Annotated in this window: 22 protein-coding genes and 1 pseudogene; 11 read left to right on the forward strand and 12 right to left on the reverse strand. The window is 59.0% G+C overall.

The window, feature by feature from the left end:
• Nucleotides 1-33 precede the first annotated feature (33 nt).
• Nucleotides 34-1,224 carry a UDP-4-amino-4,6-dideoxy-N-acetyl-beta-L-altrosamine transaminase gene (pseC, locus tag IEW17_RS04290; RefSeq protein WP_188560789.1) on the reverse strand — a complete coding sequence of 397 codons (1,191 nt, stop codon included), beginning with the start codon at nucleotides 1,222-1,224 and terminating at the stop codon, nucleotides 34-36.
• 17 nt (nucleotides 1,225-1,241) lie between these two features.
• Nucleotides 1,242-2,261, reverse strand: a complete 1,020-nt coding sequence (gene pseB, locus IEW17_RS04295; protein WP_188560790.1) for a UDP-N-acetylglucosamine 4,6-dehydratase (inverting) — start codon at nucleotides 2,259-2,261, stop codon at nucleotides 1,242-1,244.
• A 159-nt stretch (nucleotides 2,262-2,420) separates the two neighbouring features.
• On the opposite strand from pseB, the gene IEW17_RS04300 reads away from it, so the two are divergent.
• Nucleotides 2,421-3,893: an MBOAT family O-acyltransferase gene (locus tag IEW17_RS04300; RefSeq protein ID WP_188560791.1), complete on the forward strand. Its 1,473-nt coding sequence runs from the start codon at nucleotides 2,421-2,423 to the stop codon at nucleotides 3,891-3,893.
• A 2-nt stretch (nucleotides 3,894-3,895) separates the two neighbouring features.
• Entirely contained in the window at nucleotides 3,896-4,825 is a 930-nt protein-coding gene (locus tag IEW17_RS04305; protein ID WP_188560792.1) for an SGNH/GDSL hydrolase family protein, read from the forward strand.
• 74 nt (nucleotides 4,826-4,899) lie between these two features.
• Here the strand turns inward: IEW17_RS04305 and IEW17_RS20815 are convergent, their stop codons facing one another.
• The 5 genes and pseudogenes from IEW17_RS20815 to IEW17_RS04325 form a co-directional block, all read right to left on the reverse strand.
• Nucleotides 4,900-6,951, reverse strand: a complete 2,052-nt coding sequence (locus IEW17_RS20815) for a T9SS type A sorting domain-containing protein (RefSeq protein WP_229748803.1) — start codon at nucleotides 6,949-6,951, stop codon at nucleotides 4,900-4,902.
• A gap of 117 nt (nucleotides 6,952-7,068) precedes the next feature.
• Nucleotides 7,069-8,292 (reverse strand): annotated as a pseudogene (locus IEW17_RS21420) (FG-GAP-like repeat-containing protein); the annotation flags it as partial.
• A gap of 86 nt (nucleotides 8,293-8,378) precedes the next feature.
• A complete protein-coding gene (locus IEW17_RS04315) occupies nucleotides 8,379-9,458 on the reverse strand; it encodes an acyltransferase family protein (protein ID WP_188560794.1) in 1,080 nt (359 codons plus the stop codon).
• Nucleotides 9,459-9,497: 39 nt separating this feature from the next.
• Nucleotides 9,498-10,538: a putative sugar O-methyltransferase gene (locus tag IEW17_RS04320; protein WP_188560795.1), complete on the reverse strand. Its 1,041-nt coding sequence runs from the start codon at nucleotides 10,536-10,538 to the stop codon at nucleotides 9,498-9,500.
• Nucleotides 10,539-10,600: 62 nt separating this feature from the next.
• Nucleotides 10,601-11,911: a glycosyltransferase family 4 protein gene (locus tag IEW17_RS04325; protein ID WP_229748804.1), complete on the reverse strand. Its 1,311-nt coding sequence runs from the start codon at nucleotides 11,909-11,911 to the stop codon at nucleotides 10,601-10,603.
• 177 nt (nucleotides 11,912-12,088) lie between these two features.
• Here IEW17_RS04325 and ffh point away from each other — a divergent pair, with 177 nt between their 5' ends.
• The 4 genes from ffh to IEW17_RS04345 all read left to right on the forward strand — a co-directional run bounded on the left by ffh (nucleotide 12,089) and on the right by IEW17_RS04345 (nucleotide 17,661).
• Nucleotides 12,089-13,453 (forward strand): signal recognition particle protein, encoded by a 1,365-nt coding sequence (ffh, locus tag IEW17_RS04330; RefSeq protein ID WP_188560796.1) that lies wholly within the window; start codon nucleotides 12,089-12,091, stop codon nucleotides 13,451-13,453.
• A gap of 330 nt (nucleotides 13,454-13,783) precedes the next feature.
• A complete protein-coding gene (locus IEW17_RS04335; protein ID WP_188560797.1) occupies nucleotides 13,784-15,694 on the forward strand; it encodes a CHRD domain-containing protein in 1,911 nt (636 codons plus the stop codon).
• Between the two features lie 392 nt (nucleotides 15,695-16,086).
• The gene (locus tag IEW17_RS04340) at nucleotides 16,087-16,812 is read left to right on the forward strand and encodes a cytochrome b/b6 domain-containing protein (protein ID WP_188560798.1); all 726 of its coding nucleotides are present in this window, start codon (nucleotides 16,087-16,089) and stop codon (nucleotides 16,810-16,812) included.
• Nucleotides 16,813-16,827: 15 nt separating this feature from the next.
• Nucleotides 16,828-17,661: a molybdopterin-dependent oxidoreductase gene (locus IEW17_RS04345; protein ID WP_188560799.1), complete on the forward strand. Its 834-nt coding sequence runs from the start codon at nucleotides 16,828-16,830 to the stop codon at nucleotides 17,659-17,661.
• A 9-nt stretch (nucleotides 17,662-17,670) separates the two neighbouring features.
• On the opposite strand, the gene IEW17_RS04350 is transcribed toward IEW17_RS04345, so the two are convergent.
• On the reverse strand, nucleotides 17,671-17,979 hold the full coding sequence (locus IEW17_RS04350) for a hypothetical protein (RefSeq protein WP_188560800.1): 309 nt from the start codon (nucleotides 17,977-17,979) through the stop codon (nucleotides 17,671-17,673).
• Nucleotides 17,980-18,083: 104 nt separating this feature from the next.
• Nucleotides 18,084-18,257 (reverse strand): DUF2256 domain-containing protein, encoded by a 174-nt coding sequence (locus IEW17_RS04355; RefSeq protein WP_188560801.1) that lies wholly within the window; start codon nucleotides 18,255-18,257, stop codon nucleotides 18,084-18,086.
• Between the two features lie 128 nt (nucleotides 18,258-18,385).
• Here IEW17_RS04355 and IEW17_RS04360 point away from each other — a divergent pair, with 128 nt between their 5' ends.
• Nucleotides 18,386-19,120, forward strand: a complete 735-nt coding sequence (locus IEW17_RS04360) for a class I SAM-dependent methyltransferase (RefSeq protein WP_188560802.1) — start codon at nucleotides 18,386-18,388, stop codon at nucleotides 19,118-19,120.
• A gap of 88 nt (nucleotides 19,121-19,208) precedes the next feature.
• On the forward strand, nucleotides 19,209-19,637 hold the full coding sequence (locus IEW17_RS04365) for an acyl-CoA thioesterase (protein WP_188560803.1): 429 nt from the start codon (nucleotides 19,209-19,211) through the stop codon (nucleotides 19,635-19,637).
• A 16-nt stretch (nucleotides 19,638-19,653) separates the two neighbouring features.
• On the opposite strand, the gene IEW17_RS04370 is transcribed toward IEW17_RS04365, so the two are convergent.
• Nucleotides 19,654-20,220, reverse strand: a complete 567-nt coding sequence (locus tag IEW17_RS04370) for a DinB family protein (RefSeq protein WP_188560804.1) — start codon at nucleotides 20,218-20,220, stop codon at nucleotides 19,654-19,656.
• Between the two features lie 213 nt (nucleotides 20,221-20,433).
• Here IEW17_RS04370 and IEW17_RS04375 point away from each other — a divergent pair, with 213 nt between their 5' ends.
• Together IEW17_RS04375 and IEW17_RS04380 are read left to right on the forward strand one after the other, a co-directional pair.
• Nucleotides 20,434-21,771: a hypothetical protein gene (locus tag IEW17_RS04375; protein ID WP_188560805.1), complete on the forward strand. Its 1,338-nt coding sequence runs from the start codon at nucleotides 20,434-20,436 to the stop codon at nucleotides 21,769-21,771.
• Nucleotides 21,765-23,147, forward strand: a complete 1,383-nt coding sequence (locus tag IEW17_RS04380; RefSeq protein ID WP_188560806.1) for a hypothetical protein — start codon at nucleotides 21,765-21,767, stop codon at nucleotides 23,145-23,147. Before IEW17_RS04375 ends, IEW17_RS04380 begins: the two co-directional genes overlap by 7 nt.
• Before the next feature lie 70 nt (nucleotides 23,148-23,217).
• On the opposite strand, the gene IEW17_RS04385 is transcribed toward IEW17_RS04380, so the two are convergent.
• Both IEW17_RS04385 and IEW17_RS04390 read right to left on the reverse strand, forming a co-directional pair.
• Nucleotides 23,218-24,330 carry a pyruvate dehydrogenase complex E1 component subunit beta gene (locus tag IEW17_RS04385; protein ID WP_188560807.1) on the reverse strand — a complete coding sequence of 371 codons (1,113 nt, stop codon included), beginning with the start codon at nucleotides 24,328-24,330 and terminating at the stop codon, nucleotides 23,218-23,220.
• A gap of 43 nt (nucleotides 24,331-24,373) precedes the next feature.
• Nucleotides 24,374-26,182, reverse strand: a complete 1,809-nt coding sequence (locus tag IEW17_RS04390) for a tetratricopeptide repeat protein (RefSeq protein WP_188560808.1) — start codon at nucleotides 26,180-26,182, stop codon at nucleotides 24,374-24,376.
• Nucleotides 26,183-26,344: 162 nt separating this feature from the next.
• On the opposite strand from IEW17_RS04390, the gene IEW17_RS04395 reads away from it, so the two are divergent.
• Nucleotides 26,345-26,563, forward strand: a complete 219-nt coding sequence (locus IEW17_RS04395; protein WP_188560809.1) for a PspC domain-containing protein — start codon at nucleotides 26,345-26,347, stop codon at nucleotides 26,561-26,563.
• Nucleotides 26,564-26,686: the final 123 nt, after the last annotated feature.

Below are 26,686 nucleotides of genomic sequence, written 5' to 3' on the forward strand. Positions count from 1 at the left end.
TGCTTCGGCTGCGCTCAGCATGACGGGCTGTCATTAATGCTTATTGCTGTCTAAAAACTCGACGATGCACGCCACCACGTACTCCTGTTCCTCGTCGGTGAGGGTTGGAAATAGCGGGATGCTGAGGCAGCGGGTGTAGTATTCCTCCGCCAGCGGGAAGTCACCGGCTTTCCAGCCCAAGCCTTCATAATAGGGCATGCGGTGCACCGGGATGTAGTGCACCTGCGCGAAAATCTGCTTAGTTTTCAGGAAGTCGTACAGCTCTTTGCGGTTGGCTACTTCAATCACATAGAGGTGGTAGGCGTGGCCGGGGCGGCCGGGGGCCAGCACCGTTACGCCGGGTAGTTGGGCAAACGCGGCGTCATACTGGGCGGCCAGCTGGCGCCGCCGGGCCAGGCCCGCGTTGGCGCGGGCAAGCTGGCTCAGGCCGAGGGCGCAGTTGAGGTCGGGCAGGCGGTAGTTGTAGCCGAGCTCCTGCATTTCCATGTACCAGCCGCCGTCGGGCTCGCGCACCAAGTCGGCCGGGTCGCGGGTGATGCCGTGGGTGCGCAGGCGCAGCAGGTGATGGTACAGCTGCTCGTTGTTGGTGGTAATCATACCGCCCTCGCCGGTGGCAATGTGTTTCACCGGGTGGAAGCTGAAGATGGCCAGGTCGGCAAAGCGGCCGTTGCCGCAGCGCTGCTCCTGGCCCTCGGAGTCCAGGAAATAGCCGCCCGGCGAGTGGCACGAATCTTCGATAATCCAAAGGCCAAACTCGTCGGCCAGTTGTCGGGCTGCTTCCAAATTCACGGCTAAGCCGGCGAAATCGACCGGAATGAGGCCGGTGAAATGACCTTTGGGGTGGCCGGCCAGCAAGGCCCGCACTTTCACTAGGTCAATCAGGCCCGTGGCCGGGTCGATATCGGCGAAATGCACCTCGCCGCCGCAGTAGCGCACGCAGTTGGCCGAGGCCGCGAAGGTGAGCGGCGAGGTGATGACGCGCTGGCCGGGCTGCACGTTCAGGGCCAGGGCGCACAGGTGCAGGGCCGCCGTGCCATTGCTCACGGCCACGGCGTATTGGGCGCCCACGTAAGCGGCAAACTGCTTTTCGAACTCGGCCACGGTGGGGCCTTGGGTCAGGTAATCAGCGTGCAGGCTGGCTGTCACGGCCGCCACGTCGGCGTCGGTGATGTGCTGGCGGCCGTAGGGCAGCGGGCGGGTGGGGCTGAAGGTGGTATTAGGCATCGGACCGGTAATGTAGTTTACACCTCAAACTCAGCGTCGACGTGCAGGCGGATTTCCTGACGAATCTGCTCGGCGTCCAGCCATTCTTCGTTGTTAGCTGAGTCGTAGTAAAAGCCCAGGGGCACGCGCTGGCCGTTAAATTTCTCGATGAATTTCTCGACGTCCCAAGTTGGCAACGAAGGCAGAATGACGTAGTAGCGGGCCAGCTCGACCGTGCTCAGCGCATCGGTTTCGGTAATCATGGCTTCGTGCAGCTTCTCGCCAGGGCGGATGCCCACAATCTTCTGCTCGCACTCTGGGCCGATGGCACGGGCCACTTCCGTGATTTTATAGGAAGGGATTTTCGGCACGAAAATCTCGCCGCCCCAGGCGTGCTCCAGCGCATACAGCACCAGTTTCACGCCTTCTTCGAGCGAGATGTTGAAGCGCGTCATGTCGGGGTGGGTGATGGGTAGCACGCCGGTGTGGCGCTGCTGCAAAAAGAACGGCACCACCGAGCCGCGCGAGCCGATTACGTTGCCGTAGCGCACCACCGAAAAACGCAAATCGCGGCTGCCCTTCATGTTGTTGGCGGCCACAAAGAGCTTGTCGGAGCATAGTTTGGTGGCTCCGTAGAGGTTGATGGGTGCGGCCGCCTTGTCCGTGCTCAAGGCCACTACTTCCTTCACGCCGCAGTCGAGGGCCGCATTGATGACGTTTTCGGCCCCGAAAATATTGGTTTTGATGCACTCCATCGGGTTGTACTCGGCGGCGGGCACCTGCTTGAGGGCGGCGGCGTGAATCACGATGTCGATGCCCTCGCAGGCGCGGTGCAGGCGCTCGGCATCGCGCACGTCGCCAATGAAATAGCGAATGGCCGGGTACTTGGCCGGGCTGAACTCCTGGCTCATCTCGTACTGCTTCAGCTCGTCGCGCGAAAACACCACGAGGCGTTTCACCTGCGGAAATTGTTCGAAAACGGTGCGGACGAATTGTTTGCCGAAGGAGCCGGTGCCACCCGTAACGAGGATGGATTTGTGGTTGAGGTCGAGAGCCATGAAAATTGTTAAGCCAAAACAGGACTGCAAAAGTAGGCGAAATGTAGCCTGGACTCTGCGAGTCCGGGCCCGGTACCGTCCGCGCCGCGCCGGCCCGGACTCGCAGAGTCCAGGCTACATTCCCGACCTTTGGCCGCCGGGGGCCGCCCCACGTTGCGAATGCTATTCAATTCTCTTCATTTCCTCGTCTTTTTTCCGCTGGTCGTCGGGCTGTATTATGGCTTGCCGCCGCGCTGGCGCGGGCCGTTGCTGCTGCTGGTCAGCTATTATTTCTACATGAGCTGGCGGGCCGTGCACGCCCTGCTGCTGCTGGCTACTACGGTGCTCGACTACTACAGCGGCTACCGCATGGGCCAGCTACCCACCAAGCAGGCACGGCGGCCCTGGCTCTACCTCAGCCTGGCCAGCAACCTGGGTACGCTGTTCGTTTTCAAGTACTTCAATTTCTTTCGCGACGCGGCCGTGCAGCTGGGCAGCGCCTTGCATTTGCCCGTGGGAGCAGGGCCCGCGCTGGGTTTGCTGCTGCCGGTGGGCGTGTCGTTCTACACGTTTCAGTCGGTGGGCTACATTATTGATGTGTACCAGGGCCGGCTGGAAGCGGAACGGAATTTTGGTCGCTTTGCTTTGTTCGTGGCCTTCTTTCCGCAGCTGGTGGCGGGCCCTATTGAGCGGGGTGGGCACATGCTGCCGCAGTTTCGGCGGGTGCACCCGTTCGATTATGCGCGCATTGTGAGCGGGCTGCGGCTCATGGCCTGGGGCCTGTTCAAGAAAGTAGTGGTGGCCGACCGGCTGGCCCTGTTCGTCAACCCCATTTTCAACAACCCGCGTCAGCACCCCGAGGGTCCGCTGTTGATGCTGGCCGTGCTAGCCTTCACCTTTCAGATTTACGGCGACTTTTCGGGCTATACCGACATGGCCCGGGGTGCGGCCCGGGTGCTGGGCTTCGATTTTAACCTGAATTTCCGGCAGCCTTACCAGTCGGCCTCGGTGCCGGAGTTCTGGCGGCGCTGGCACATTTCGCTGTCGAGCTGGTTTCGGGATTACCTCTACATTCCGCTGGGTGGCAGCCGGGTAGGGCCGGCCCGGGCCTATGGCAACCTGCTGGCCGTATTTCTCATCAGTGGCCTCTGGCACGGGGCCAACTGGACTTTTCTGGTCTGGGGCGGCCTGCACGGAATCTATTTGGTGCTGAGTATTTGGGCTCGGCCCACGCGGGAGCGGCTGGCGCAGCTAACGGGCCTGGCGGCTCACCCAAGACTGCGGCGGGTCTTGGGTGTGCTCGTCACGTTCGGGTTGGTGGCGTATGCGTGGATATTCTTCCGAGCCAATACGCTGGGGGACGCCCTGTTCATCAGCCGGCACTTGTTCAGTGGCTGGCATAACCTGCACGGCCGGCAGCTGGCCACCCTGTTGCTCGACTTTTCGCAGCACTACCGCCCCGAGCTGGCCGTGGCCGCCCTCGGCGTGGGCCTAATGCTACTGGTCGAGTACGCGGGCAGCCGGCGCAGCCCGCAGGCGTGGCTGGCCGCGCAGCCGTTCGCCACGCGCTGGGTGGGCTACGTGGGCCTGGCGCTGCTGATTCTGTATCTGGGTATTTTCAATAGCACGTCGTTCATCTACTTTCAGTTTTGAAAATGCCCGTGCGAGCTGCCGTATCCAAGTTGCTGTTGCGCCTGCTGTTGCTGGCGGTGGCGGGCCTGCTGGGAGCCACGCTGTTGGCCCCGGTGGTGCTGAAAGGCGGTGTGGATGCTTTCTACGGCCGTTTTACTACCCCGCCAGCCGGCTCGTTGGTGCTGGGTACGTCGCGGGCGGCGCAGGGCATTCGGCCGGCGGTGCTGACGGCGCGGCTGGGTGGGCAGCTTGAAGGACCGCTGCTGAATTACGCTTTCACCCTCACGCACTCGCCCTACGGCCCGGCGTACTTGCGCAGTATCCAGCGTAAGCTGCGGCCCGAAACGAAAAACGGCTTATTCATCGTGGCCGTCGACCCGTGGTCGTTGTCGCTCACCGGGCCAGAGGGCGCGTTTCCGGAGGATAATTCCTTCATCGGCCAGCTGCACCAGGTCAGCCAGAATCCCAACCTGGCCTACCTCACCCATTACCAGACCAAGCCGCTCTACCGCCTGCCCCTCGACTACGCCACCGCCACCGAGCGCCTGCATCCCGACGGCTGGCTGGAGGTCAATATCGGCACCGATAGTGCCCAGGTGCGCGCCCGCACCTCCCGCAAATTGCAGGATTACCGCCGGCTGGCTGCCAGCCAGCACCTGTCAGCGGGCCGCTTGCAGGCCTTGCGCCAAACCATAGCTTGGCTAAAACCCCACGGCCGGGTAGTATTGGTGCGGCTGCCGGTGGGCCCGTCGCTGCTGGCATTGGAGAAAATCTATCAGCCCGGATTCGACCAGCTCATGCGGCAAACGGCCGCCGCCCAAGCCGTGCCTTACCTGGATTACAGTACCCAGCCCTTTGCCACGACTGACGGCAACCACTTGCAGCGCGCCGCCAGCGCCGCCTTCAGTCAGCGGTTGGCGGCGGATTTGCAGGCTGTTTTACAACTCAAGTAATGACTCGAAATAACTGCACAAAAAAGGCTCCTCGCATCTGCGGGGAGCCTTTTTTGTGGGGCAAATGAAAAGTTTTATTCAATTACTACCCGCTTCACCATTGGCGTGGCTCCGGCCTGCACCCGGATGGTGTAGATGCCTTTTGCCAAGCCTGATACGTCGAGCGTCGTACCGGTAGTGGAAAGCGGAATATTTGCCCGAACCTGCTGCCCGAGGCTGTTGTAAATGCCCGCCTTCATAGCAATAGCCCCGGCCGTATTCGGCAGGGAAATCGTGAGCTTGGCATGGGCTGGATTTGGGTATAGCATTAACTCGAAGCCAGCCAGCGCCGCTGCCGTTGCCAAGGGGCCCATTGCGGGACCAAAGCGCAGCTCAAAGCGGCCGGCTATCGTTTGCAGGGCTTGCTGAGGGCTCACGCTGAAGGTGTAGCGAGTTTGCTGGCGCAGGTTGATTTGCTGATTGGTCTGCGCATCGAACAGGTAGGCGTCCAGGCCCGTGGGTAGGTTAAGCAGTTGGTCGGCGCGGAGCGTGTAGCTGCCCGCCGCAGGCACGCCGATGCTCAGCGGCACCACTGTGGCGGTGGTGAGTTTGGCCAGGCCCGCAATGGCCTGCGCCTCTCCGTTGGCGGCCAGGGCCGTCAAGTTCAGGCCGCTGGGATTGGGAAGCTTCATGGCATCGTACTGCGAATCGAGTCCCGCGGTGGCCCCGGTTTCGGCGTACACGAACAGCGCGTCGGCCGGACCGGCCGCGCCCTGCAAATTGAGCTGCACCAAGGGCCGGGTTTCGGCCGAGCCCCGGCGCACGGGTACCTGCGTGGTGTAGCTCGTTATCCGCTGAGCGTTGCGAAAAGTGAGGCTACCCGTGGTCTGGCCGGGGCTGACCCGCACGAAAAAGCCCTGGCTGGAACCAATGAGTGGGCTGCCACCGCCCATGCCGTTGGTGTAGGCGCGGTAGGTGCCGCTGTACTGGCTGCTGCTTTCGAACACGTACATGGCCGCGTCCAGGTTGGGGCGGTCGGCAGCGGCTACCGTAGTCCAGTCGAGCGGGGCGGGGTACGGATTGCCTACCAGTGCCCAGCCGCCGTCAGCAGCGGTGGGGCCGGCGGTACGGGCCAGGGCTACGGTCAGGTCGCCGGTGTTGAGGGTGCCGGCGAAATCAACTTTCTCAGCAGCCGAAATATTGACGGTGTAGCCCCGGCCAGCTGCCAGGGCATCGCTGGTAGCCAGCGGCGACACCCAGCCCTTGTCGAAGGCGCTGTAGTTGTTGGTGGTTGTGGCCAGCCGATTTTGGTCGTAGCCAAACACCGTGGGGAAAGGCGTAACCTGCCCCGGCGAAGCTGAGCTGTTGTAAGCACCGTTCAGTACTGGCGCGAAACCGGCAGTCATCAGGTCGGCAACTGTGGTGGCCGCTACGGGGGCGCTGTAGTGGCGATAGCCCACGCCGGCGTTTACCGAAGGGTCGAGGTACCGCTGCATCAGCGCGGTATTGCCCTGCACACGGCCCGTGCTGCTGTTCACAACCAGGGCTGTGCCCGCCGCGCTGGAAGGCAGGGTAAGGGTCTGGCCGTTCAGCACCAAGTTGCCCGTCGAGCCCACCGTCAGGGCCTGCATTACCTTTTCGGCGGAGTTCAGCGTGACATTGTTGGTATTGGTGGTGGTCAGGTTGCGCACTTGGCTGGGCAGGGCCCCGCCCGTTACTTGAGCCACGGTGCCATTGTAGATATAGCTGGCGTCGTTGCTGAAGCTGCGGGTACCCGTGAGCCGCACCGAGCCGGTATTGCCGGTCTGCTCAATGCCCAGCGGGTCGCAGATGCCCAAAGTACCGCCAGCGGCCAGTACGAAATTGCCTACCCCCGTAAGCGGCTGGCAGGCTGTGAGCAGGGTGCCACCATCCTGCACCGTTAGGGTGCCCATTACTGCGAGGGCACCAGTGAGAGTAGCAGTGCCGGCACCACCAGTTGTTGGCCCGGTGACGGTAACGTTACGGTAGGTGCCGCTCACGTTTTGCGGGGTACTTACTACCAAATCTGTGAGGGTCGAAACATCATTGAAACGCACGCTCACGGAATTTCCGGCAAAGTTTGCCACTAGCATATCCAAGTCGCTGTCTCCATCCAAGTCAGCCATTGCTACTCGATAAGGTTGACTACCTACTGAAACATCGGTGCCGTTTGTGAAAACGCCGGTGCCGTTGTTAACCCGCACACTCACGGTGTTGCTGAATATGTTTGGCACGAGTATATCCAAATCACTGTCGCCGTCAATATCCGCTGCGGTAACACCACCCGGTGAATTGCCAACTGGCAGGGTTGAACTCAATGTAAAAGCGCCAGTGCCATTATTGGAGAACACGACCACATTATTGCTGCCAAAATTGGCTACCAGCAAGTCAAGGTCGCCGTCACTATCAACGTCAGCAGCCGTTACACCTCGGGGCTGACTACCTGAACTTAGGTTAGTAGTGCCACTAAATGCACCGCTGCCGTTATTCAAACGGATGCTAACCGTTGTGCTCTGAAAGCTACCCGTAATCAGGTCCATATCCCCATCGTTGTCAACATCGGCGGTGGTCAAGCTGAATGGAAAAGTGCCAACAGGTACCTCTGAGCCGCCACTGAACGTTCCACTCCCATTATTAATTCGAATGCTCACGGTATTTCCGGCACCATTTGACACCAACAAATCCAAGTCGCCATCACCGTCCAAGTCGGTCAACATTACGCTCTGAGGTTGATTGCCCACGACCAATTCGGAGCTGCCTGAAAAAAGTCCGCTGCCGTTATTAAATCGCACACTGGCTGTATTTGCGTTATAGTTAGCAGTTACAATGTCAAGGTCGCCATCGCCATCGATGTCAGATAGTGAAAGGCCACGGGGCTGACTGCCGACTGGAACTTCGGCAGTACCGCCAAAAGCCCCACTACCGTTATTCAGACGGATGCTAACGGAATTACCTGTGAAGTTTGGTGTCAGCAAATCCAAGTCGTTATCGTTGTCAATATCCGCAGTGATTACGATATATGGATTGCTTCCAACCGATACTTCTGCACCATTACTGAATGTACCGTTGCCGCCAGTAGCTGCAGTCGTAAATTGAAAAACACGTGGCAAGGCCAAGTTGCCATTGGTGCTCCTAGCCGCAGTGGTTACTGTAGCAAATACTGTCTCACCAGGTTTAAAATCATGCGCTGGCGCAAACGACAAATTGTTCCCGGTCAGCGCAGTGGTGCCCGTGTTGCCGGTGCGTCTGCCACCACGTTGAGTGCTGAATATCTGCAGAGCCGCTTCTGAGCCAGAGCTCAAAGGCTCACTAAACGTTGCGGTTACACTACTGGCCCTCGGGGCTGAGCGTTGATTCACCGTTGGGGACACTCCCACGATGATAGGTTGAGCGAGCGCTGATAGTGGCAACAACCCAATGATGGGCAGTGCTATACCTGCTGATAATGAGCGTAAATGAAATGACATTGGCAAAAGTGTAGATAATGTGGATTGATTTGAGGAATTCGCAAAATGGAATCTAATCAAAGCTAGCTAAAATGCTGCTTACGAGCTTAACCAACGAAACCAGAAGACTTGCTATTGTGGCTAATTCCTATGAAAAAACGCTCAAAATAGGTATACGATAGGTAGCTGGCTACTAACGACACAATTATTGAAGTAAGCAACGTGTATATGTTTGGTACCGGAATAACTCTAGCTATCAATGAGAAACAAGCCTTAATAATCGCATATACTAATGGATGTAGTAAGTATACCGAATAGCTTATTTGGCCCAGTAATAGCAAAGGCTTATCGATAAACACCGATGCGTGAACAGAGCTAAAAAAGCTGTAACAAAGCAGCAAGCAGCTAACGATGAAGAACAGTCTGTTGAAACCCGTTACAAGCACAATGGCGGCGCCTTGAATTGGAAGCAATAAAAAAATTGCAAATCCAATGGCTCCTATTAAAGCACTCTGAACTAATCTTACCGCACTAGATTGAATGAACTTTCCCATTAATACACCCCCCAGAAAGAGAACGAACTGATTCAATGGATTTGTGTAAATATGCCACTGGTCAGACAAAGTCGCATTAGTTTTTAGAGCAACAAATGAAAAGTAACAAGTGATTACAAGTGCTAACAGGGCAAATAGAAAAAAAACGATTCGACTCTTGTTTAGTAGAAAAACTAACAAAGGAAAAGCAAGATAAAAACACAGTTCATTGCCAATAGACCAAGCGCCAGTCGCAAAGTAAACATCCCATTTTACCAAGCCAAAAAGTCCAGTCAGATTCAAAAAGACATCTGTAGCAGCCGGAACGTGTTTTGAAAGTGCGATAGAGAGTAACGTAGCTAACCATAAAAGCGGAAATATTCTAAAGAATCGCCTCTTGTAGAACTCTCGTAAATCGATAATCTTTAAATGAAGGCTTGAGCTATATATATAGCTAAGTGTTTGGCCACTCAAAATATAAAAGATTGCCACGCCGTAGATTCCCACTCGACCTAAAAACGAATTTGCCGGTTGCTCTCCGAAGGTCCAAGAGCAGTAATGGTAAGTCATTATACCCAAGGCAGCCAAGCCACGCAGATAATCTAATCCTGGTAATCTCATCTTTGCCTGACTCGGCGAAGGAATTGTCAGCATTTGAGAAAGGTTAAGGCAGTAGTTGGCTTTATTTGATGGCTATTTATGAGCTATTTTCCATAGGGCCTGAAAGTATCCGCCGGTCTGGGATACTCTTCTATGCGCATCGTAAGCGTCGTCTTCCTCTACAAGTGTATAGCTGTTGCCGAGCATCTGGCTATAATCAGCGAAAAGGATAGGCTTGACAACTCCATGCTCTTTGGAGCTTTCTTTTCCATTTCGAGCTTGCATCAAATAAACCCAGTTGCAATTGGATTTTACATAATCCAAGTAATTAGCTACGATGTCGGGCTCCATCTCGCCAAAGCTGGCGGCATTCCAAAAAATATCAAACTTGAAGTTTGTCAGTAAGGGAAATTGCCAATTGCCGAACAAGTGTATTTTGCCTTTCTCCAAAGTGGAGAGGTCACTGAGTTCCAAATTCTTTTCTGAACTAACAATTGCGTTGTTACCAAATACGTTTTCCAGGTATTTTTCGCACAAATACAATTGTGCGGGCAAGTCGAAGCAGAGGATTGTCAGATTCGGATACATTTTTTTAAGTATCTCAACCTGAAATCCTGAGCCTGAGCCGAGTTCAACAATGGTTTCATCACCTCTCAACTTTATGTGATTTTGAGCAAAGCAATACCGTACATAGAAGCTAAGAAATTTCATGGTGTATTTTTTACCCTTGATAACAAACAAGTCTTGAGGATTACCAAAATCACTTGCTTCTACATTGCTAATTGGTTGTGCACCCGATAGCTGTCCTTGAAGGCTGCTATATTTATAAGCCATTTCCCGTATGTCCGATAAACGCAAGGAATAAGGCAAAGAAGCGCGATTATCGATGAAAAGCTTCCGAACAATTTTACGGATAGACTTTATATAAAATGGCATTCGAGGATGGTAATAATATACCAAATCATTGAAGCCAAAGGTGGTGAATATTGGGTATTTTCCGCTCCTCAGCTCACTTAAATCAGCCTGTTTGACTTCATCGGTGATTTGTTCTTCGTATGCTCTCCAATATCTTCCGGCTTGAAATATCTCCGGTGCGTTACGGTAGGCTGCGTTAAGTTTGTCAAGGTGATTCATTTCGTGTAAATTTCGAGAGTTTTGTATTAAAATGACCCTATTATTGGTCAGGGAGTTTTAGTTTAGTTATTCATTATCTTACTCAACTCGCCTGCCAGCGCCCGGCGCGAGTAGCGCGTGTGGCTCACGGCCGGCAAGTCCAGGTTGGAGTTGATGCGCCACTGGGCCACCAGGGTTTCCAACGTATCGAGCATCAGCGCGGCATCCTGGTAGGGCAGGGCCTGGCCCGCGCCGCACTCCTGCAGCAGGTTGTCGGCGTCGGAGCCGGTGGGGCCCACGCACAGGATGGGCTTGTTGGCCGCCAGGTATTCGAACACCTTGCCGGGCAGGATGCCGAAGTTGCGCGGCACGTCCGGAATGGCCATCAGCAGCACAGAGGACTCTAATAGGTACTCGACCGACTTATCATGGGGCACGAAGGGGATGAATTCGGTGATGGGCAAGAGTCCCGCCCGCTCAATCTGGCCGCGTAGCTCAGCCGAAACCTGACCCACGAAGCGCAGCCGCAACGGTACCTCGGGGTGGGCGGCGGCGCAGGTAGCCACGGTCTTTAGCAACTGCTCGATGCGGTACAGCTCCGTGATGGTGCCGGTGTGGGTGATGCGCAGGCAGTCGGTTGGCGCGGCCGAGGACTGGCGGAAATCCGACTCGTCGTAGCCGTTGGGCAGTACGTGGAATTTGGTGGTGGGCAGCACCGGCAGCTTGGCCAGAAACAGGCGCTTGGTTTCGGGCGAAGTGACCAACACGGCGTCGGCCTGGGTCAGGACCTGGCGCTCGTAGCGCGCATCGAGCCAGGCTGCCAGCGGCGTGTGATGCAGGTCTTTGTAGTAATAAATATCCGTCCAGGGGTCGCGTAGGTCGGCCAGCCAGCGCAGGCCGTGGCGTTTTTTCAGCTCCAGGCCGATGAGTTGGGTGGAGTGCGGGGGCGAGGAGGTGAGCACGGCATCAAACTGCTCGCCGGCGGCCAGCAGCTGCTCCACGGCGGCCAGGGCGTGGCGGTTCCATCCCCGGCGCGGGTCTGGGATGAATAGGTTGCCGCGCACGAAGCGCAGGGCCTGCTGCAGCAGGCCGGGCTTGCCTTCGTTGGCGAAGCCGCCGTAGGGCACGGCGCGGCCCGTCAGCTTCTTATAGGACTCAAACGGCTCGGTGGTGCCGGTGCGGATGACGCGCACTGTCGGTGGGACCTCGGCCAGCAGGCTTTCGTCGAGCACGGGGTAGGTGGCCTGGGCCGGGTCCACGGTTATCACGGTGGCTTCCACTTGGAAATGACCTAAGTGCTTCACAAATTTCAGGCAGCGCTGCACGCCGGCCCCGCCCGAAGGCGGCCAATAATAAGTGATGACTAGCAGGCGTAGCGGGCGGGAAACGGACACGAAAGCGGGAATCAGAAAGCGGGCCGCGAAGGTACGCCGTTTGCCGGTTTTCGGCCTTTTGTGGTTACTTTTGGGGTTCAATTTCGGTTTGATTCCGGGCAGCGCCCGCCGCACCAAATCAGCCAATTCCGCCTAAGTCAGGCAAACGACGTTCAGCGCAGCTAATTCAGCGAATCCATGTTTGATAACCTCTCCACCAAGCTCGACCGGGCCATTAAAACCCTCAAGGGCCAGGGCAGTATTTCCGAAATCAACGTTGCGGCCACCATCAAGGAAATCCGCCGGGCGCTGGTTGATGCCGATGTTAACTACAAGGTTGCCAAAGATGTAACTGACAAGATTAAGGAGGCTGCCATGGGCCGCGACGTGCTCACAGCCGTGTCGCCGGGCCAGCTCATGGTCAAAATCGTGTACGATGAGCTGACCGAGCTCATGGGCGGCGAGAAGAAGGACATCACCATCAAGGGCGACCCGGCCGTGGTGCTGCTCGCGGGCCTGCAGGGCTCGGGCAAAACCACGTTTGCGGGCAAGTTGGCCAGCTTTATCAAGAAGCAAAACCGCACCGTGCTGCTGGTGGCCTGCGACGTGTACCGCCCCGCCGCCATCGACCAGCTGAAGGTGCTGGGTGAGCAAATCGGCGTGGAAGTGTACTCGGAAGTCGAGAACAAGAACCCCGTTGAAATCTCGCGCAACGCCATCGAGTACGCGAAGAAGAACAACAAAAAGGTCGTCATCATCGACACCGCTGGCCGCCTGGCCGTGGACGAGCAGATGATGCGTGAGATTGAGGCCGTGAAGGCGGCCATCAACCCGAGCGAGACGCTGTTTGTGGTGGACTCCATGACCGGCCAGGACGCCGTGAACACCGCCAAAACCTTCAACGACCGGCTGCAGTTCGACGGCGTGGTGCTCACCAAGCTCGACGGTGATTCGCGTGGCGGTGCGGCCCTCAGCATCCGGGCCGTGGTGGAAAAACCCATCAAGTTCATCTCGACCGGCGAGAAGATGGACGCGCTGGACCTATTCTACCCCGACCGCATGGCCCAGCGAATTCTGGGCATGGGCGACGTGATTTCGCTGGTGGAGCGGGCCCAGATGCAGTTTGATGAGGAAGAAGCCAAGCGCATCAACGCCAAAATCCGAAAAAACCAGTTTAATTTCGACGACTTCCTCTCGCAGCTGGAGCAAATCAAGAAGATGGGCAACATCAAGGACTTGATGGGTATGATTCCGGGCATGAGCAAGGCCATGAAGGACGTGGACATTGATGACGACGCCTTCAAACCGGTTGAGGCCATCATCAAGAGCATGACCAAGCAGGAGCGGGCCAATCCCGACTTGCTCAACGGCTCGCGTAAGCGCCGCCTGGCCAAAGGCTCGGGCACCGACATTCAGCAGGTAAATGCCCTGATGAAGCAGTTTGATGACATGCGCAAAATGATGCGCACCATGAATAAAATGAGCCAGACCAAGGGCGGTATGGCCCAAATGGCCAAGATGATGGGCGGCATGAAAGGCGGCCCTGGCGGCATGATGCGCTAAGCTCCCGCCCGCGGAAGACCTTCGCAGTCTAACTGCCTAAAAAAGCCCTGGCGATTCGTCAGGGCTTTTTTTAATGTCTCAGCTCGTCGATTTGGCTCGTTCAAAAGCTGGTCTGGGAACAGGGTGACGCCGTGACAGGGTGTTAGTAGCTAATGGATTGTTGCCGAAAATCATCAAAACATTCTGGCGAATTCAGCGCTTACCCAATGACATAGAAAAAACCAGATGCATCGGGCAACCTTGCGACTGTCGGCTCCGAGTTATGGGGGCAGACCGGGCTGCCGGCTACTTCTGTCTTTCATCACCCCAACCACTTCACTTTTAGAACCCATGTTTAAAAAACTACTTCGTTCGCTGGCCGCTGCTGCCTTGCTGGCCGCCCCGTTGGCGGCTTCGGCCGACCACCTGCGCCCCCACCTATTGCTGACGGCCCGGCTTAGCGGGGCCCAGGAAGTGCCCGCCGTGGCCACCACCGGTCAGGGCGTAGCGGCCATCACCGTCAACTCCAGGCGTGACACCATCTTTATTCAGGCGGCTTTCAACGGCTTGAGCGGGCCCGTCACGGGCGTGCATTTTCATGACGCCCCGGCGGGCATGAACGCCCCGGTGAGTGTGAACCTGATAAGCATGCTGCGCGGCAACCGCCTCTCGGGCTTTCTGGCCGGGGCCCAGGTCACGCCCCTGCGCATCGCGCGGCTCCTGCGCGGGCTGGTGTACCTGAATGTGCACACGGCGGCCAACCCCGGCGGCGAAATCCGCGGCCAGGTCACGGTAGAATCGGATGAGGCGCTGGCAGGCGTGCTGAGCGGCGCCCAGGAAGCGCCGGCCGTGGTCACCAACGCCTCCGGCCTGGGCGTATTCACCCTAAGCCAGGACCAGGAGCGCCTGAAGTTTCGGGTGGTGGTAGCCGGGCTGAGCGGTGCCATCACTGGCGCGCACTTCCACATTGCCGGCCCCGGTGCCAATGCTCCGGTGGCCCTGAGCCTCACGCCTTTCCTCATGGGCAACGTACTGGAAGGCGAAATTTCGTCGCAAGGTGCTACCCCGTTACTCACGCCCGCGCTGCGAACCGCGCTGGTGCAGGGCGGGGTGTACATCAACTTCCACACTGCCGCTAACCCCGGTGGCGAAATCCGGGCGCAGGTACTGCCCGAGCGGCGCGTGCTGCCCCTGGATGCTCGCTTCGACGGGGCGCAAATGGTGCCCGCCGTGACCACCACCGCCTCGGCCGTATCCGTGGGCCGGCTCGTCGGCACCCTCGACACCGTGCGCGTACAGGTGGCCTACACGGGCCTGAGTGGCCCGCCCGTTAACCTGCAGCTTTACGCCGCCAACGCTGGCGTTGCCAATACGCCCGCCAACCTCGTAAGCATCGTGCCCGTGATATCCGGTGTCGGTGGCAACACCGTGGGCAACGTTATCACCTTCGAGATTACGGCCCCGACCCTGACCCCCGCCTTAGTAAACCTGCTGCTGAGTAATGGTATCAACACCGTACTGACTACGGCCGCAAACCCGAACGGTGAAATCCGCGGGCAGGTTATCCGGCTGGCGCGCGAGGGCTACAGCATCGTGCTGAACGGGGCTCAGGAAAAACCTAACCCGGTAACCACCGCTGGCTACGGCGTGGGCTTTGTGAGCATCGACCGGGACCAGACCAATGCTCGTTTCGCCGCCGTGTGGGGCGGCCTGAGCGGGCCGGCCACTATGGGCCACTTCCACTCCGGCTCGGCCGCGCAGTCGGGCCCGGTGGTGTTCAGCCTGACTTCGTTTTTTGATAATGCCACCACTCCTACGTCCCTCGCCGGCTACTGGAAAAGCGACAACGCCGTGCCCTTCGACGTGAGCCGCTCGTTGCAGTTCCGCAACGAGAATATCTACCTGAACCTGCACACCGCTGCCAACCCCTCGGGCGAAATCCGTGGGCAAGTGTACCGGGGTGCACGCAACCTGCAGGTGGTGCTAGCCACCCAGCCCGCCGCCGTGCTGCCCGAAACGTTTAGTACCGCTCCCAATCCCTTCAACTCGGCGCTCACGCTATCATTCGATGCCCGCTTCAGTGCTACCGGTCAGCTTCGCATCACCGATATGCTGGGCCGCACCGTGGCGGCACAGGCCGTGGCCGTTCGCGCAGGTGCCAATTCGATGCCGCTGGCATTGCCCGGTGTTGCTCCCGGCATCTACCTGCTCACGCTGCGCATCGGCGAAAGCCAGGTGGTAACGCGCATTGCAAAAGAATAACTTGATTAGTTGAATAATAACGCTGTTATCGAAGCTATTTAGGAAGTCGAAAGCACGCCAGATAAGCACGGCGTTTCAACTTAGTTTTGACTGATTCTTGAACAGCTTCATCATATTTATTACCTGGGTAATGGATTTACAGGTAACAGCTTGAAGAAAATTCTAACTACTTCGGAATCTTTTGGTGCAATTGTTGTTAGTGCCATCGTGAAAGAATAGTTTTTAAGGTGTTTTGGTATGGAAAGTGGCATCCCTTTGGGTTGCCACTTTTTTTGTGCCATCTCTGGTAGCTACTTGTTGTAAGGAAGCTGCGGGGACCGCGTCGGACAAGACGAGGGGCTGGTTTTGGGCCCGGTGTACCTTGCATCCGTTTACCTCACGTTTCGGGATTTATGAAGCAGCTTATCGAAAAGCACCCGTTGGCCATCCGCTGGTTTCACTGGGTCAACTTTCCCGTTCTCAGCCTGATGATTTGGAGTGGCCTGTGGATTTACTGGGCCAATGATGTGTACCGTCTCGGTTGGGGCGATATCACGCTGTTCAAGTTCTTTCCGCAGTCGTTTTACCAGGCTTTCCACATCGACCACAAGCTGGCCCAAGGCATGGCGTGGCATTTCGTGCTGATGTGGGTTTTCTTCCTGAACGGGCTGCTGTACGTGCTCTACACGATTTATTCGGGTGAGTGGCGCTACCTGCTGCCCACCCGGCACTCGTTTCGGGAGGCGGTGCTGGTGACGCTGCACGATTTGGGCCTGTACAAGAAGCCACTGCCGGTGCGCAAGTTCAACGGTGCCCAGCAGATTGCCTACACCAGCGTGGTGCTCATGGGACTGGGCTCGGTGCTTACCGGCTTGGCTATCTATAAGCCTACGCAGTTTGGCTGGCTCACCGCGCTGCTGGGGGGCTATGAGTTTGCCCGCATCCTGCATTTCGCGCTCACCATCGGCTACGTGCTGTTTTTTATCGTGCACATTGCCCAGGTAGTGCGGGCCGGCTGGAACAATTTTCGGGCAATGGTGGCTGGCTTCGAAATCGAAGAAGTCGACCCCGCTACGCACCGGGTCACGGCCGGGCCTACGTCGCTGCCCGCCGCTGATGCGTCCCTTTCATCCAAATAACCGTTCGTTTTCAGCATGACTGACAACTCATCTGGGCCGCTCCCGGCCGATGGTCCGGGGGCTCCGTTGCAATCCGAAGCTGCGGTGCTAGCCGAGGCCCGCCGGCGCTCGCGGCGCTCATTCATTGGCTTGGGGCTGGCGGGCCTAGTGGGCATTGGGGGCTGGCGCTGGCTGTTGTCGCAGCCCGACGATTCCGGCATTCCGCGCCCGCTGCGCAAGGCGCTCGATGCCAACGGCCGCCTTAGCAGTGCTTATTTCAAGCAAACGCGCCTGGCCCCCGAGTTTGCTCGCAACCGCGCCCGCACGCCCCGCGAAAACGGCAAATACGGGCTGAAAAGCGAGCTTGACCCCGCAACCTGGCGGCTGCGCGTGCAGGGCTACGGCACGGGTCAAACCCAGGAATTCACGCTGGCCGATATCCAGGCGCTGCCCAAAGTGGCGATGACCACCGAGCTTAAGTGCATTGAAGGCTGGAGCACCATAGTGCATTGGGGCGGCGCGCGGCTGTCCGATTTTCTGGCCCGCTACCCGCTGGCCACCCGCAGCGGCCGCCCCGCCGACCCGCTAAACCCGCCCGCTGACCTGGCACCCTACGTGAGCCTGGTCACGCCTGATGAAAAATACTACGTGGGCCTCGACATGGCTAGTGCCCTGCACCCGCAAACGCTGCTGTGCTACGAGATGAATGGCCAGCCCCTGACCGCCGGCCACGGCGCACCGCTCCGGCTGGTGACCCCGCTCAAATACGGCATCAAGCACATTAAGCGCATCGGCACCATCGCCTTCGCCGACACCCGGCCGAAGGACTTATGGGCGGAATTGGGCTACGATTGGGATGCGGGCCACTAGGCCAAGCGCCTAGTGAACCACGCGCAGCTCGTAGCGCTCGGGTGTTGCGGCGGTTGCGGGCACGTGCCAGGCGCCCACGCGGCTGGGGCCGTAGCCGAGGTCTACTTTCACCCATTCGTTGCGGGTAGGCAGCAGGGCCAGTATTTCCTGCTCCAGGCGGTCTAAGCTTTGGCGTAGCTGGTCGGGACTTTGGGTCGGGGGTGGCCCGGCGAGGCCCTGGGTAGCGCGGCGCAGGGCCTTTTCCGTTTCCAGGTAGGTATTGACTTTCTCTTCGAGCGGAATGAGCGCGGGGTTCAGGTAGTCGAGGTTGGAGGCCATTGGGGAATAAAATTGCAGGGAAGGTGACGGCTGGTGCGGGCGGACGGCCCGGTTGCCAAATGAACGATTTCGCCGAAAAGATACGGGAATCGCGCCCTGGGCCTTTAGGTGGTCGCCTTGGCTGCGCCTGACGCCGGGCGGTTGCGCTGGCATTTTTCGCCGCAGTACTTCACTTCTTCCCAGTTGGCGCGCCACTTTTTGCGGTACTCGAAGGGACGGCCGCAAGTGACGCAGATTTTGGTGGGCAGTTGGCCTTTACGAAGTTTGGAAGTGAGCATGGGGGCGGTTGATAATCGGGTTTGCCTTTCAAACGCCCGGCCTCCCCGCGAAGTTTTGGGTAATTTTGGCCTGGGTAGGAGGAAGGCAGTCCGATTGGCGTGGCCTCCCCGCCCTTACCATCCAACGCATGACGACGACTTCCGCTCCTGATATTCTGGGCAAAGCCCTGCTGGACTACCACCGCGGCGATATCGCGGCCTCCCTCACCGTGCACTGCACCGCTGCTGATGACGAGCCCCTGCCGGCCGCGTACTTCTTCCGCCCGCTGCTGCAAATGCCGGAATTGGAGCGCCTGGCCCTCGACGAAAGCCGGGGCCGCGTGCTCGACCTTGGGGCCGGCGCCGGTTGCCACAGTCTGGAGCTGCAAAGCCGGGGCTTCGAACACGTGAAAGCCGTGGACGTATCGGCCGGAGCGGTGCAGGTGATGACGGAGCGTGGTGTGCGCACCGCCGCCCGGCACGACCTGTTTGCCCCGCTGCCGCCCACCGAGCTGCCGTATGACACCATTCTGCTGCTCATGAACGGCCTGGGCCTGACCGGTACCCTGGAGGGACTGGACAAATTTCTGGCTCACGCCCGCACCTTGCTGGCTCCCGGCGGCCAGATTCTGGCCACGTCGTCGGACGTGCGCTACCTCTACGAAGACGAGGACGGCGCGCTCCTCCTCAACCTGAATGGTCCCTACTACGGCGAAGTAGCCTATACCCTGAGCTACCAAAACCGCACCGGCGAACCCTTTCCCTGGCTTTTTGTGGATGCCGCCCTGCTCAACGATACCGCTGAAACAGCCGGCTACAGCGCCGAATTTCTCAGTGAAGACGAGAATGACCAATACCTCGTGCGGCTTTCTCCCTTAAACTAATGCGGAATGAAGAAGGCGGAAGGTGAAACCGCGTGTTGTCGGTTTTGCTCAACTCTTTGTTCCTGATTATCAATTTCTTGTTTCCCCAATGACCGACGCTACCACTTACCGCACCCGCTGGGCCGACATGGACCCCAACGGCCACATGCGCCACTCCGCCTACGCCGACTACGCCGCCGACCAGCGCCTAGTGCTGCTCGCCGCATGGGGTTACGACATCAAAGAATTTGCCCGCCTGCGGCTGGGTCCCATCCTGTTCCGCGAGGAAACCATCTTCCTGAAAGAAGTCCACATCGGCGAGGAAATCCGGGTGAATAGCCGCCTACGCACCGTGAACGACGACGGCACCCGCTGGAGCATCACGCACACCATCTACAAGGCCGACGGCCGCGTGGCCGCTACCGTGGCCGTGGACGGAGCCTGGCTCGACCTCGACCGCCGCAAGCTCATCACTCCGCCCGCCGAGCTAAGTGAGGCTTTCCGCAACTTGCCTATTTACGAGGCCCCGGTACGCTAGCCCGGCCGCCGGGTGCTTAGCTCCTGACCAGCTCGGGGCCAACGGGCCGCAGGGCTTTGGTGATGCGGTTGATTTGCTGCTGGTGGTGCAGCAGGTGGTCGAGCAAAAACTCCATCACCTGATAGATATTGATGCGGCCCGAGCGCGGGTGCGGAAATATGGCCCGGTTCAGCTGGCGGCCCGGAAATTCGTTGAGCAGCCGTTCGAGCTGGCGCCGCGAGGCTTCCCAGGTGGCGCGCAGCTCGGGCAGGCTGGGCAGGTCGCCGGCATCGGTAACGGTGGCCACGCCGCGCGGGGCCTTCACCTTAAAGCCGGGCAGGCGCAGAAACAACCGGATAAACCGCGCCCGCAACCGCGTGAACAAACCCACTTTGGGCAGCATTTCCTCCGCTTGCATTTTCTTCTGCACATACTGAATGATGTTGCCTTCAATGAACAGCAAGTGATGCACGACCTGCGTAGCCGACCAATGCCCCGGCGCAGGCGACTTGCCACTATCAGCCCCCAGCGCCTCGGCGGAGGCCAGCAGGCGCCCGGTAGACCGTTCCAATTGTTCTAATTTGAGGTGTAGGCGGTGGTTCATGCGAGTGGGAGCGATGAAAGCAGTGACGTAGCTTTGAGCGACAATTACGAGGGAATGTACGGCAGTTCAGCCGGATTGGTACGGTACAATATGGGTAAGTTTTATTGGTTGAAGCAAATCTGGGCGTGGCTGCATAAACAGCCGGGGCTCCTGGCGGTGGTGGTAATTGGGATTATATACTGTACTTATCTGCCTTCCACCACCTACGTTGGTTTGCATCATGACTCGAGAGGGTATTGGGACTTTGCGGAAAAATATTTTGAAACTGGCCGCTTCGAGTTTCTTTCCTACTTCAATATTCAGCGTGGCTATCTGTTTCCGCTGCTGCTGAGCCCCTTCACGCAACTAGTGGTGGAGGCAAAGATGTTGCCCATCGAAATGACGCGCTACCTCGGCGCCGCCACTGCGGCGCTGGTGTTTGGCTGGGCTGGCCCGGCCCTGTGGCAGGCTGTAAAAGGCGGCCCGGCCGTGTCGTTGGGCCGCCGCCTGTTGTTTGCCGGCTTAGGCTTTGTGCTGTGGCGCGATTATTTCAACTTCAGTCTGACCGACTTTCCAGCCTTATTCGCCCTGGCCGCATCCTTGATTGCGTTGCTGCGTGGCCGGGGCGTAGTGAGTGCCGTGCTGGCTGGTGTCGCGGTGGCGGCCGCCACCAACATGCGCCCTATATACCAAGTGGCACTACCTGCGGTGGGGCTGCTGGCGCTAGTGCCACCACTGGGGCGTGCCCAATGGTGGGGCTTGGTACGGGGCGGGGCGCTGGTGCTGGGCGCGGCGGCGGTGCTGCTGCCCCAGGCCTACACCAACAGTATACATGTAAATGTGCGCTCCCCGTGGGTGCTCACTACCATGCCGGGGCAACCCTCGCTTTTTTTGCAGCAATTGGAATGGGGGCTAAGAACCCAGAAGTACGAAACCACTGTTGGCAGCGACTACATGCAAGCGGGCATGTACTTCATGGATGAGCGCGGCAAAGCCATGTGGGAGGCCACTGGCCTCACGGAGTTCAGCACGGCCAGCCAGTACGTGCAGCTTTGCCTCGGCCGCCCGTGGCGTAGCATGGGGGTGTGGCAGCGCCACTTATTTAATGCGCTGGATGTGCAGTATCCCACGCCCTATATCCAGGAGGTATTTGTGCCCACCTGGCCACTGGCCTGGCTGAACTATTCGCTGATTTTCGGCGGGCTGCTGATACTACTGCTTCGGCCCTGGCAACGCCCTAGGGCCAGTTGGGTTCGGCCGGCTTTGGTGTTGCTGGCCCTCTTGCTGCCCTGCCTGCTGGCCCTGCTTACAGCCATCGAGTGCCGCTTTCTGCTGCCGCTGCACCTATTGTTGAGTGCGGCAGTAGCATTTGGCGCCACTCCGCTACGCTGGTGGCGGGCTGCTTCGGCCCGCGCGCGCGGGCTGGTGGTGGCTGGGTACGTTGCCACGGTGGTGAGCGGGTTTTCGGCTTCAGCCAGTGCCCAAAAGCATTTGTATAAGGCCCCGCGTGACATCTGGCATACCCTGCCGCTGCACGAACTGCTTCCCGCCGAAGAGGCGCAGCCATGGTAGTGCCCGCCCGCTGGCGCATGCTGCTGGTGCTGGCCCTGTACGCGGCTTACCTGCCCCTGAGCGGCTACACCCCCGACCAATTCCGGTTCGATGCCGCCCAATACTGGGAACTGTCGCTCAAATTCACCCAGCACGGCGGCTTCTCGCTGCTGGCCTATGATGAGCCGCTGCGGGGCTACCTGGGGCCGTTGCTAATACTGCCGGCCCGGCTGCTGTGCCACTTCACAGGCTGGAGCATGCTGACTGGCGCGCGCGTGCTGGGTGCGTGCTGGGCCAGTGTGCTGTTCGGGCTGGCCATGCCGCAGCTGTGGGCGCAGGTTACCGGCCGGGCGCTGCCATTGGGGCGCTGGCTGGTGCTGCTGGGTCTCACCTTCCTGTTCTGGCGCGACTACTTCAACTTCACCCTGAGCGACATGCCGGCTCTGACGCTGCTGTTGCTAGGGCTAGTGGCCCTGGGCCGGCCAGGGTGGCGGTGGGCATTGGTTGCCGGAATACTGCTGGCGGCGGCCCTCAACATCCGGCCCATTTACCTGGCCAGCGTGCCGGGGTGGCTGTGGCTCTTGGGGCAGCGAGCGGAAACCAGGAGGAATTTAGCTGGTAGCCTGACCGCGTTGGTGACGGGTCTGGCGTTGGTATTGTTGCCACAGGCACTTATCAATCAGCGAAATTTCCAGCGGCCCACGCCATTGGTGCTGGCCCAGCCGCCCGGTAGCCAGCCGCTTTATCTTAAGCAGCTGGCCTGGGGTACCCGTTTCCAGCGATATGAGTCGAGTCTGATTCCGGAAGTCCCCCGCTCGCTGCTGTATGCTGATTCGGTGGGTCAGCGGGCCTTGGCGGCGGTGCCGGGCCAGCGCTTTGCCAGCTACGGGCATTTTGCTGCATTTGTGGCGCAGCAGCCATTGCATACGGCAGGCCGTTACTCGCGGCACCTCTTCAACGGCCTGGACATCTGGTTTCCGACGCCTTACCCGCTAAGGCTCCATCCGCCCGGGCAAGTGGCGCTGCGCCTGATTAACTATGCGCTGCTGGGTTTGGCAGTTGCGCTGGCAGCCGCGGGCTGGTGGCGAACTCGTCGTCACCCGCCTGGTGCTGCCCGCCGTTGGGCCCAGGCCGCGCCGGTGCTGTTGGCACTGCTGCTGCCCTGCCTGCTGGCGCTGCCCACGCTCGTGGAATGCCGGTTTCTGCTGCCGCTGCATCTGTTAATCCTGGCCGGGGTTGCGGGAACTTGGCAACCCCTAGCGGGCTGGCAACGGCTGCGCTCTCCGCTGCGGCGACTGGCGGTGCTGGGGCTGGCGCTGGGTTGGCTGTGGGGCTGCTGGTACTTATCGGCGGCTACGGCCGGTCAGGTACGCCCGCCAAGCGAGGCTCCCTCATAAAAACTTCAGCCAGCAGAAAGCCCCGTCAGTAGTTGCTGACGGGGCTTTCTGCTGGCTGCAAGTAAATCAGCTACACCTTGGCGTAGGTCACTTCCTTCACCGCTTTCACGATGCGGGCTACGTTGGGCAGCGAGGCTTCGATGAGGGTGGGGGCGTAGGGCAGGGGCACATCGGCACAGTTGATGCGGATGACGGGGGCATCGAGGTAGTCGAAGGCGCGGCGCTGCACCATGTAGGCCAACTCGCCCGAGATGCTGGCCAAGGGCCAGGCTTCTTCCACAACCACCATGCGGTTGGTTTTCTTCACCGAATTCACCAACGTGTCGTAGTCAATGGGGCGCACCGAGCGCAGGTCAATGACTTCGGCTTCAATGCCTTCTTTGGCTAATTCGTCGGCGGCAGTGTAGACCAGCTTCATCATTTTGCCGAAGCTTACCAGGGTCACGTGCTTGCCTTGGCGCACCACGTTGGCCTTGCCGATTTCAAGCAGGTATTCTTCCTCGGGCACGTCGCCCTTGTCGCCGTACATCAGCTCCGATTCCATGAATATCACTGGGTCGGGGTCGCGGATGGCGGCTTTGAGCAGGCCTTTGGCGTCGTAGGGGTTGCTGGGTACCACCACTTTCAGGCCGGGGCAGTTGGCGTACCAGTTTTCGAAATTCTGCGAGTGCTGGCTTGAGAGCATACCGGCGTTGCCGGTGGGGCCGCGAAACACGATGGGGCAGGAATACTGGCCACCCGACATGGAGTAAATCTTGGCCGCCGAGTTAATCACTTGGTCGATAGCAACCAGCGAGAAGTTAAACGTCATGAACTCGATGACCGGCAGTAGCCCGTTCATGGCCGCGCCCACGCCGATGCCGGCGAAACCCAGCTCAGCAATCGGGGTGTCAATCACCCGGTCTGGCCCGAACTCGTCGAGCATGCCTTGGCTCACTTTGTAAGCTCCGTTGTACTCGGCCACTTCTTCGCCCATGAGGAAAACCCGCGGGTCGCGGCGCATTTCCTCGGATAGGGCCTCGCGCAAGGCCTCACGGAATTGAATTTGACGCATGTTATTCGTTTGGATAAAGCCGCAATTGGGCCGTTTGGCAAAGCTACGACAGGTGTGGCAGACGGGCAATGGTCCTCGTTTTTTAGCCCGCAGAGGTCGCGGAGGTTTGCGCAGAACGTTCTGCGTCATCTGCGCAAACCTCCGCGACCTCTGCGGGCTAAGGGCATCCAGTCTACCGCAATGCCTCCCGGAATACCTTGCCCTGGGCCAGGTCCTGAAATTCGAGGTCCTCCACGGCCCGTTGGGCGTAGCGGCGGTCCAGAGCCACGGCCTGCTTGAGCAAGGTGCCCACGGCGGCCTCGTTTTTCTGGCGGGCTGCTACTACGGCCATGCCGTAGACCGGTGCGGCGGCCGTGGGGCGCAGGGCCTGGGCGAGGCGGTACTGCTCTAAAGCAACTTCGTAGTGCTCGCGACCTACGTGGATGAGGCCAGTATTGAGCGCATTTTGGTAAGACGGCCCCGCGTATTGCAGGCTGCGCAGCGCCTCATCGGCTTGGCCCACTTCAATCTCAAGCGCGGCGCGGTCCGAGAAAATCTTGCGCAGCAACGGGCGGGCCCCTCCCAGCTTGATGGCGTAGTCGTAGTTCTGCAGGGCTTCGAGGCGGTCGCCGGCGCGGTGGTAGGCGGTGGCGGCGTGGTAGAAGAACTCGGCCGTGGGGTTGCGGTGGGCGGCCAGGGTGAAGTTGACGGCCGCACGGCGATAATAAGCCTTCTGAATTTTATCGGTGGGCTCCTTCTCGGCCCGCTGCAGCAGTACCACGCCCAGGTTGTGAAAGGCTTCCCAGCTGTTAGTGTTGGCGGCGGCCGTTTCGTAAATGCGCTGCTTTTCGGCCAGCAGCGGCGTTAGCGTGGCCGAGTAGCGCAACTCTTCGGGTGTGAGGGCATCGGCTTCTACCTGTTTCTCCACAATCTTTTTTGACAGTAAATACACCTCCGAATCGTAGCGCTTGGGGGCCGAGTACGTCACCGCCACGGTGCCAAACCGCAGCACGGGATAGATGTATTGCTCAATGTAATCGAAGGAGGAAAGCCGGTGCAGGGCCTTTTCCTTCTGCTCGAACGTGCCCTGGGTGTCGTTGATGAGCGTGACCACGGAGTCAATCTGGTCGGCTTTCAGGGCCGAGGTCATGACCTTGTTCAGAAAGGTGTCCCAGCGCCGGACGTAGGCCAGGGTGTCGTAGCTAATTTCCTCGTTCTTATTCAGATATGAGAAGTTTTTCACCCGCTGTTTGTAGTAGTACAGCAGCATCCGCACGCGCTTGCTGGCCAGCAGGCGGTTGTGGGCATCGGTAGAATCGGGCGAGTGCCCCGCGATGATGAGCACCTGCCGGGTGTACTGGTTGGCGTCAATCAGGTCCTCCAGCGCGGCCACGTTGGTACCCAGGTAGCCCCGGATAAACCACTGGTCCTCATCAAAGAAGAAGGGCAGTACGCGGGTACCGCTCATCACATTGCTGGCGTTTTCGGGCAGCAGCGCTAGTACAGTGTCTTCGCGGGTGACGAGGCGGGCCGGGTCGGCGATGCCGCGGGCTACGCGCACATCCTCAGCCGCCCGCAGGACTTTGCCATTCTTTTTCAGCTCACGCACCTGGGCGTGGGCCAGCAGCTCGCCGGGGTTGCGGCCGGGCGTGTTGGGGATGGTGAACTTTTGGGTAGCCACGAGCAGGCCCTTATTCTCCTCGTCGTACACGTAGTTTCCGGTGGTGAAGGCAATGCGGCCGAGGGTGTCCTCACGCAAGCCGTGCTCGTAGCGGTAGCGCAGCAGTAGCTCGTAGGCCACGCCTTTACGCAGGTGCTGGGCTGGTACGCGGGCCACTACTTCGAAGGGTACCGTTTCGCCCGAAGCGGTGAGGGGCGAAGGACGGGTGCTGACGACGCGGCCCGCCTCGGCCTGTTTCAGCACCCGGGGTAAGGCACAGGCGGACAAGAATACGGTGGCTGCCAGCAGCGAGTGGGCCACTGGCCGCAAAAGATATATCATCAAAAGGTGTAGTCCTGGAAAACAAAAGCTCCCCCATTAAACGTAAAAAGCACCGAATTAGTCGGACCGGGGCCGGCAAAATTACGCAGCCGGGCTTGCGCGCTCCTGCCAAAAGCCTTATCTTAGCCCAGGTAATTTATTTTCCACCAGTCACTAACGCCCATGAAACGCTTCACCGATTACCTCGAAACCCAATCTTTTGGGCTGTGCTCGGCGCTAGCCCAGAAGTGGGGATTCAGCACCCGTAGCGTCCGGCTTTCGTTCGTATACGCCTCGTTTTTCACGTTTGGGTCGCCCATCGTGCTCTACTTTGCCGGTGCTTTCTGGATGGATGTGCGGCGGGCCATGCGCCAGCAGCGCAGTACGGTTTGGGATTTGTAACGGCCGTCACTGCGAGCGCAGCGAAGCAATACGTCCTCCCAGCCGCAGCGACTAACATATCCTATCCTATGTTCAGACACGACCTCTTAATTTAGGTCAATGAAGGAAAGGAGTGGAGTAAGA

This window comes from Hymenobacter frigidus (genome assembly GCF_014640435.1).
In the GTDB taxonomy this organism is placed as follows: Bacteria; Bacteroidota; Bacteroidia; order Cytophagales; family Hymenobacteraceae; genus Hymenobacter; species Hymenobacter frigidus.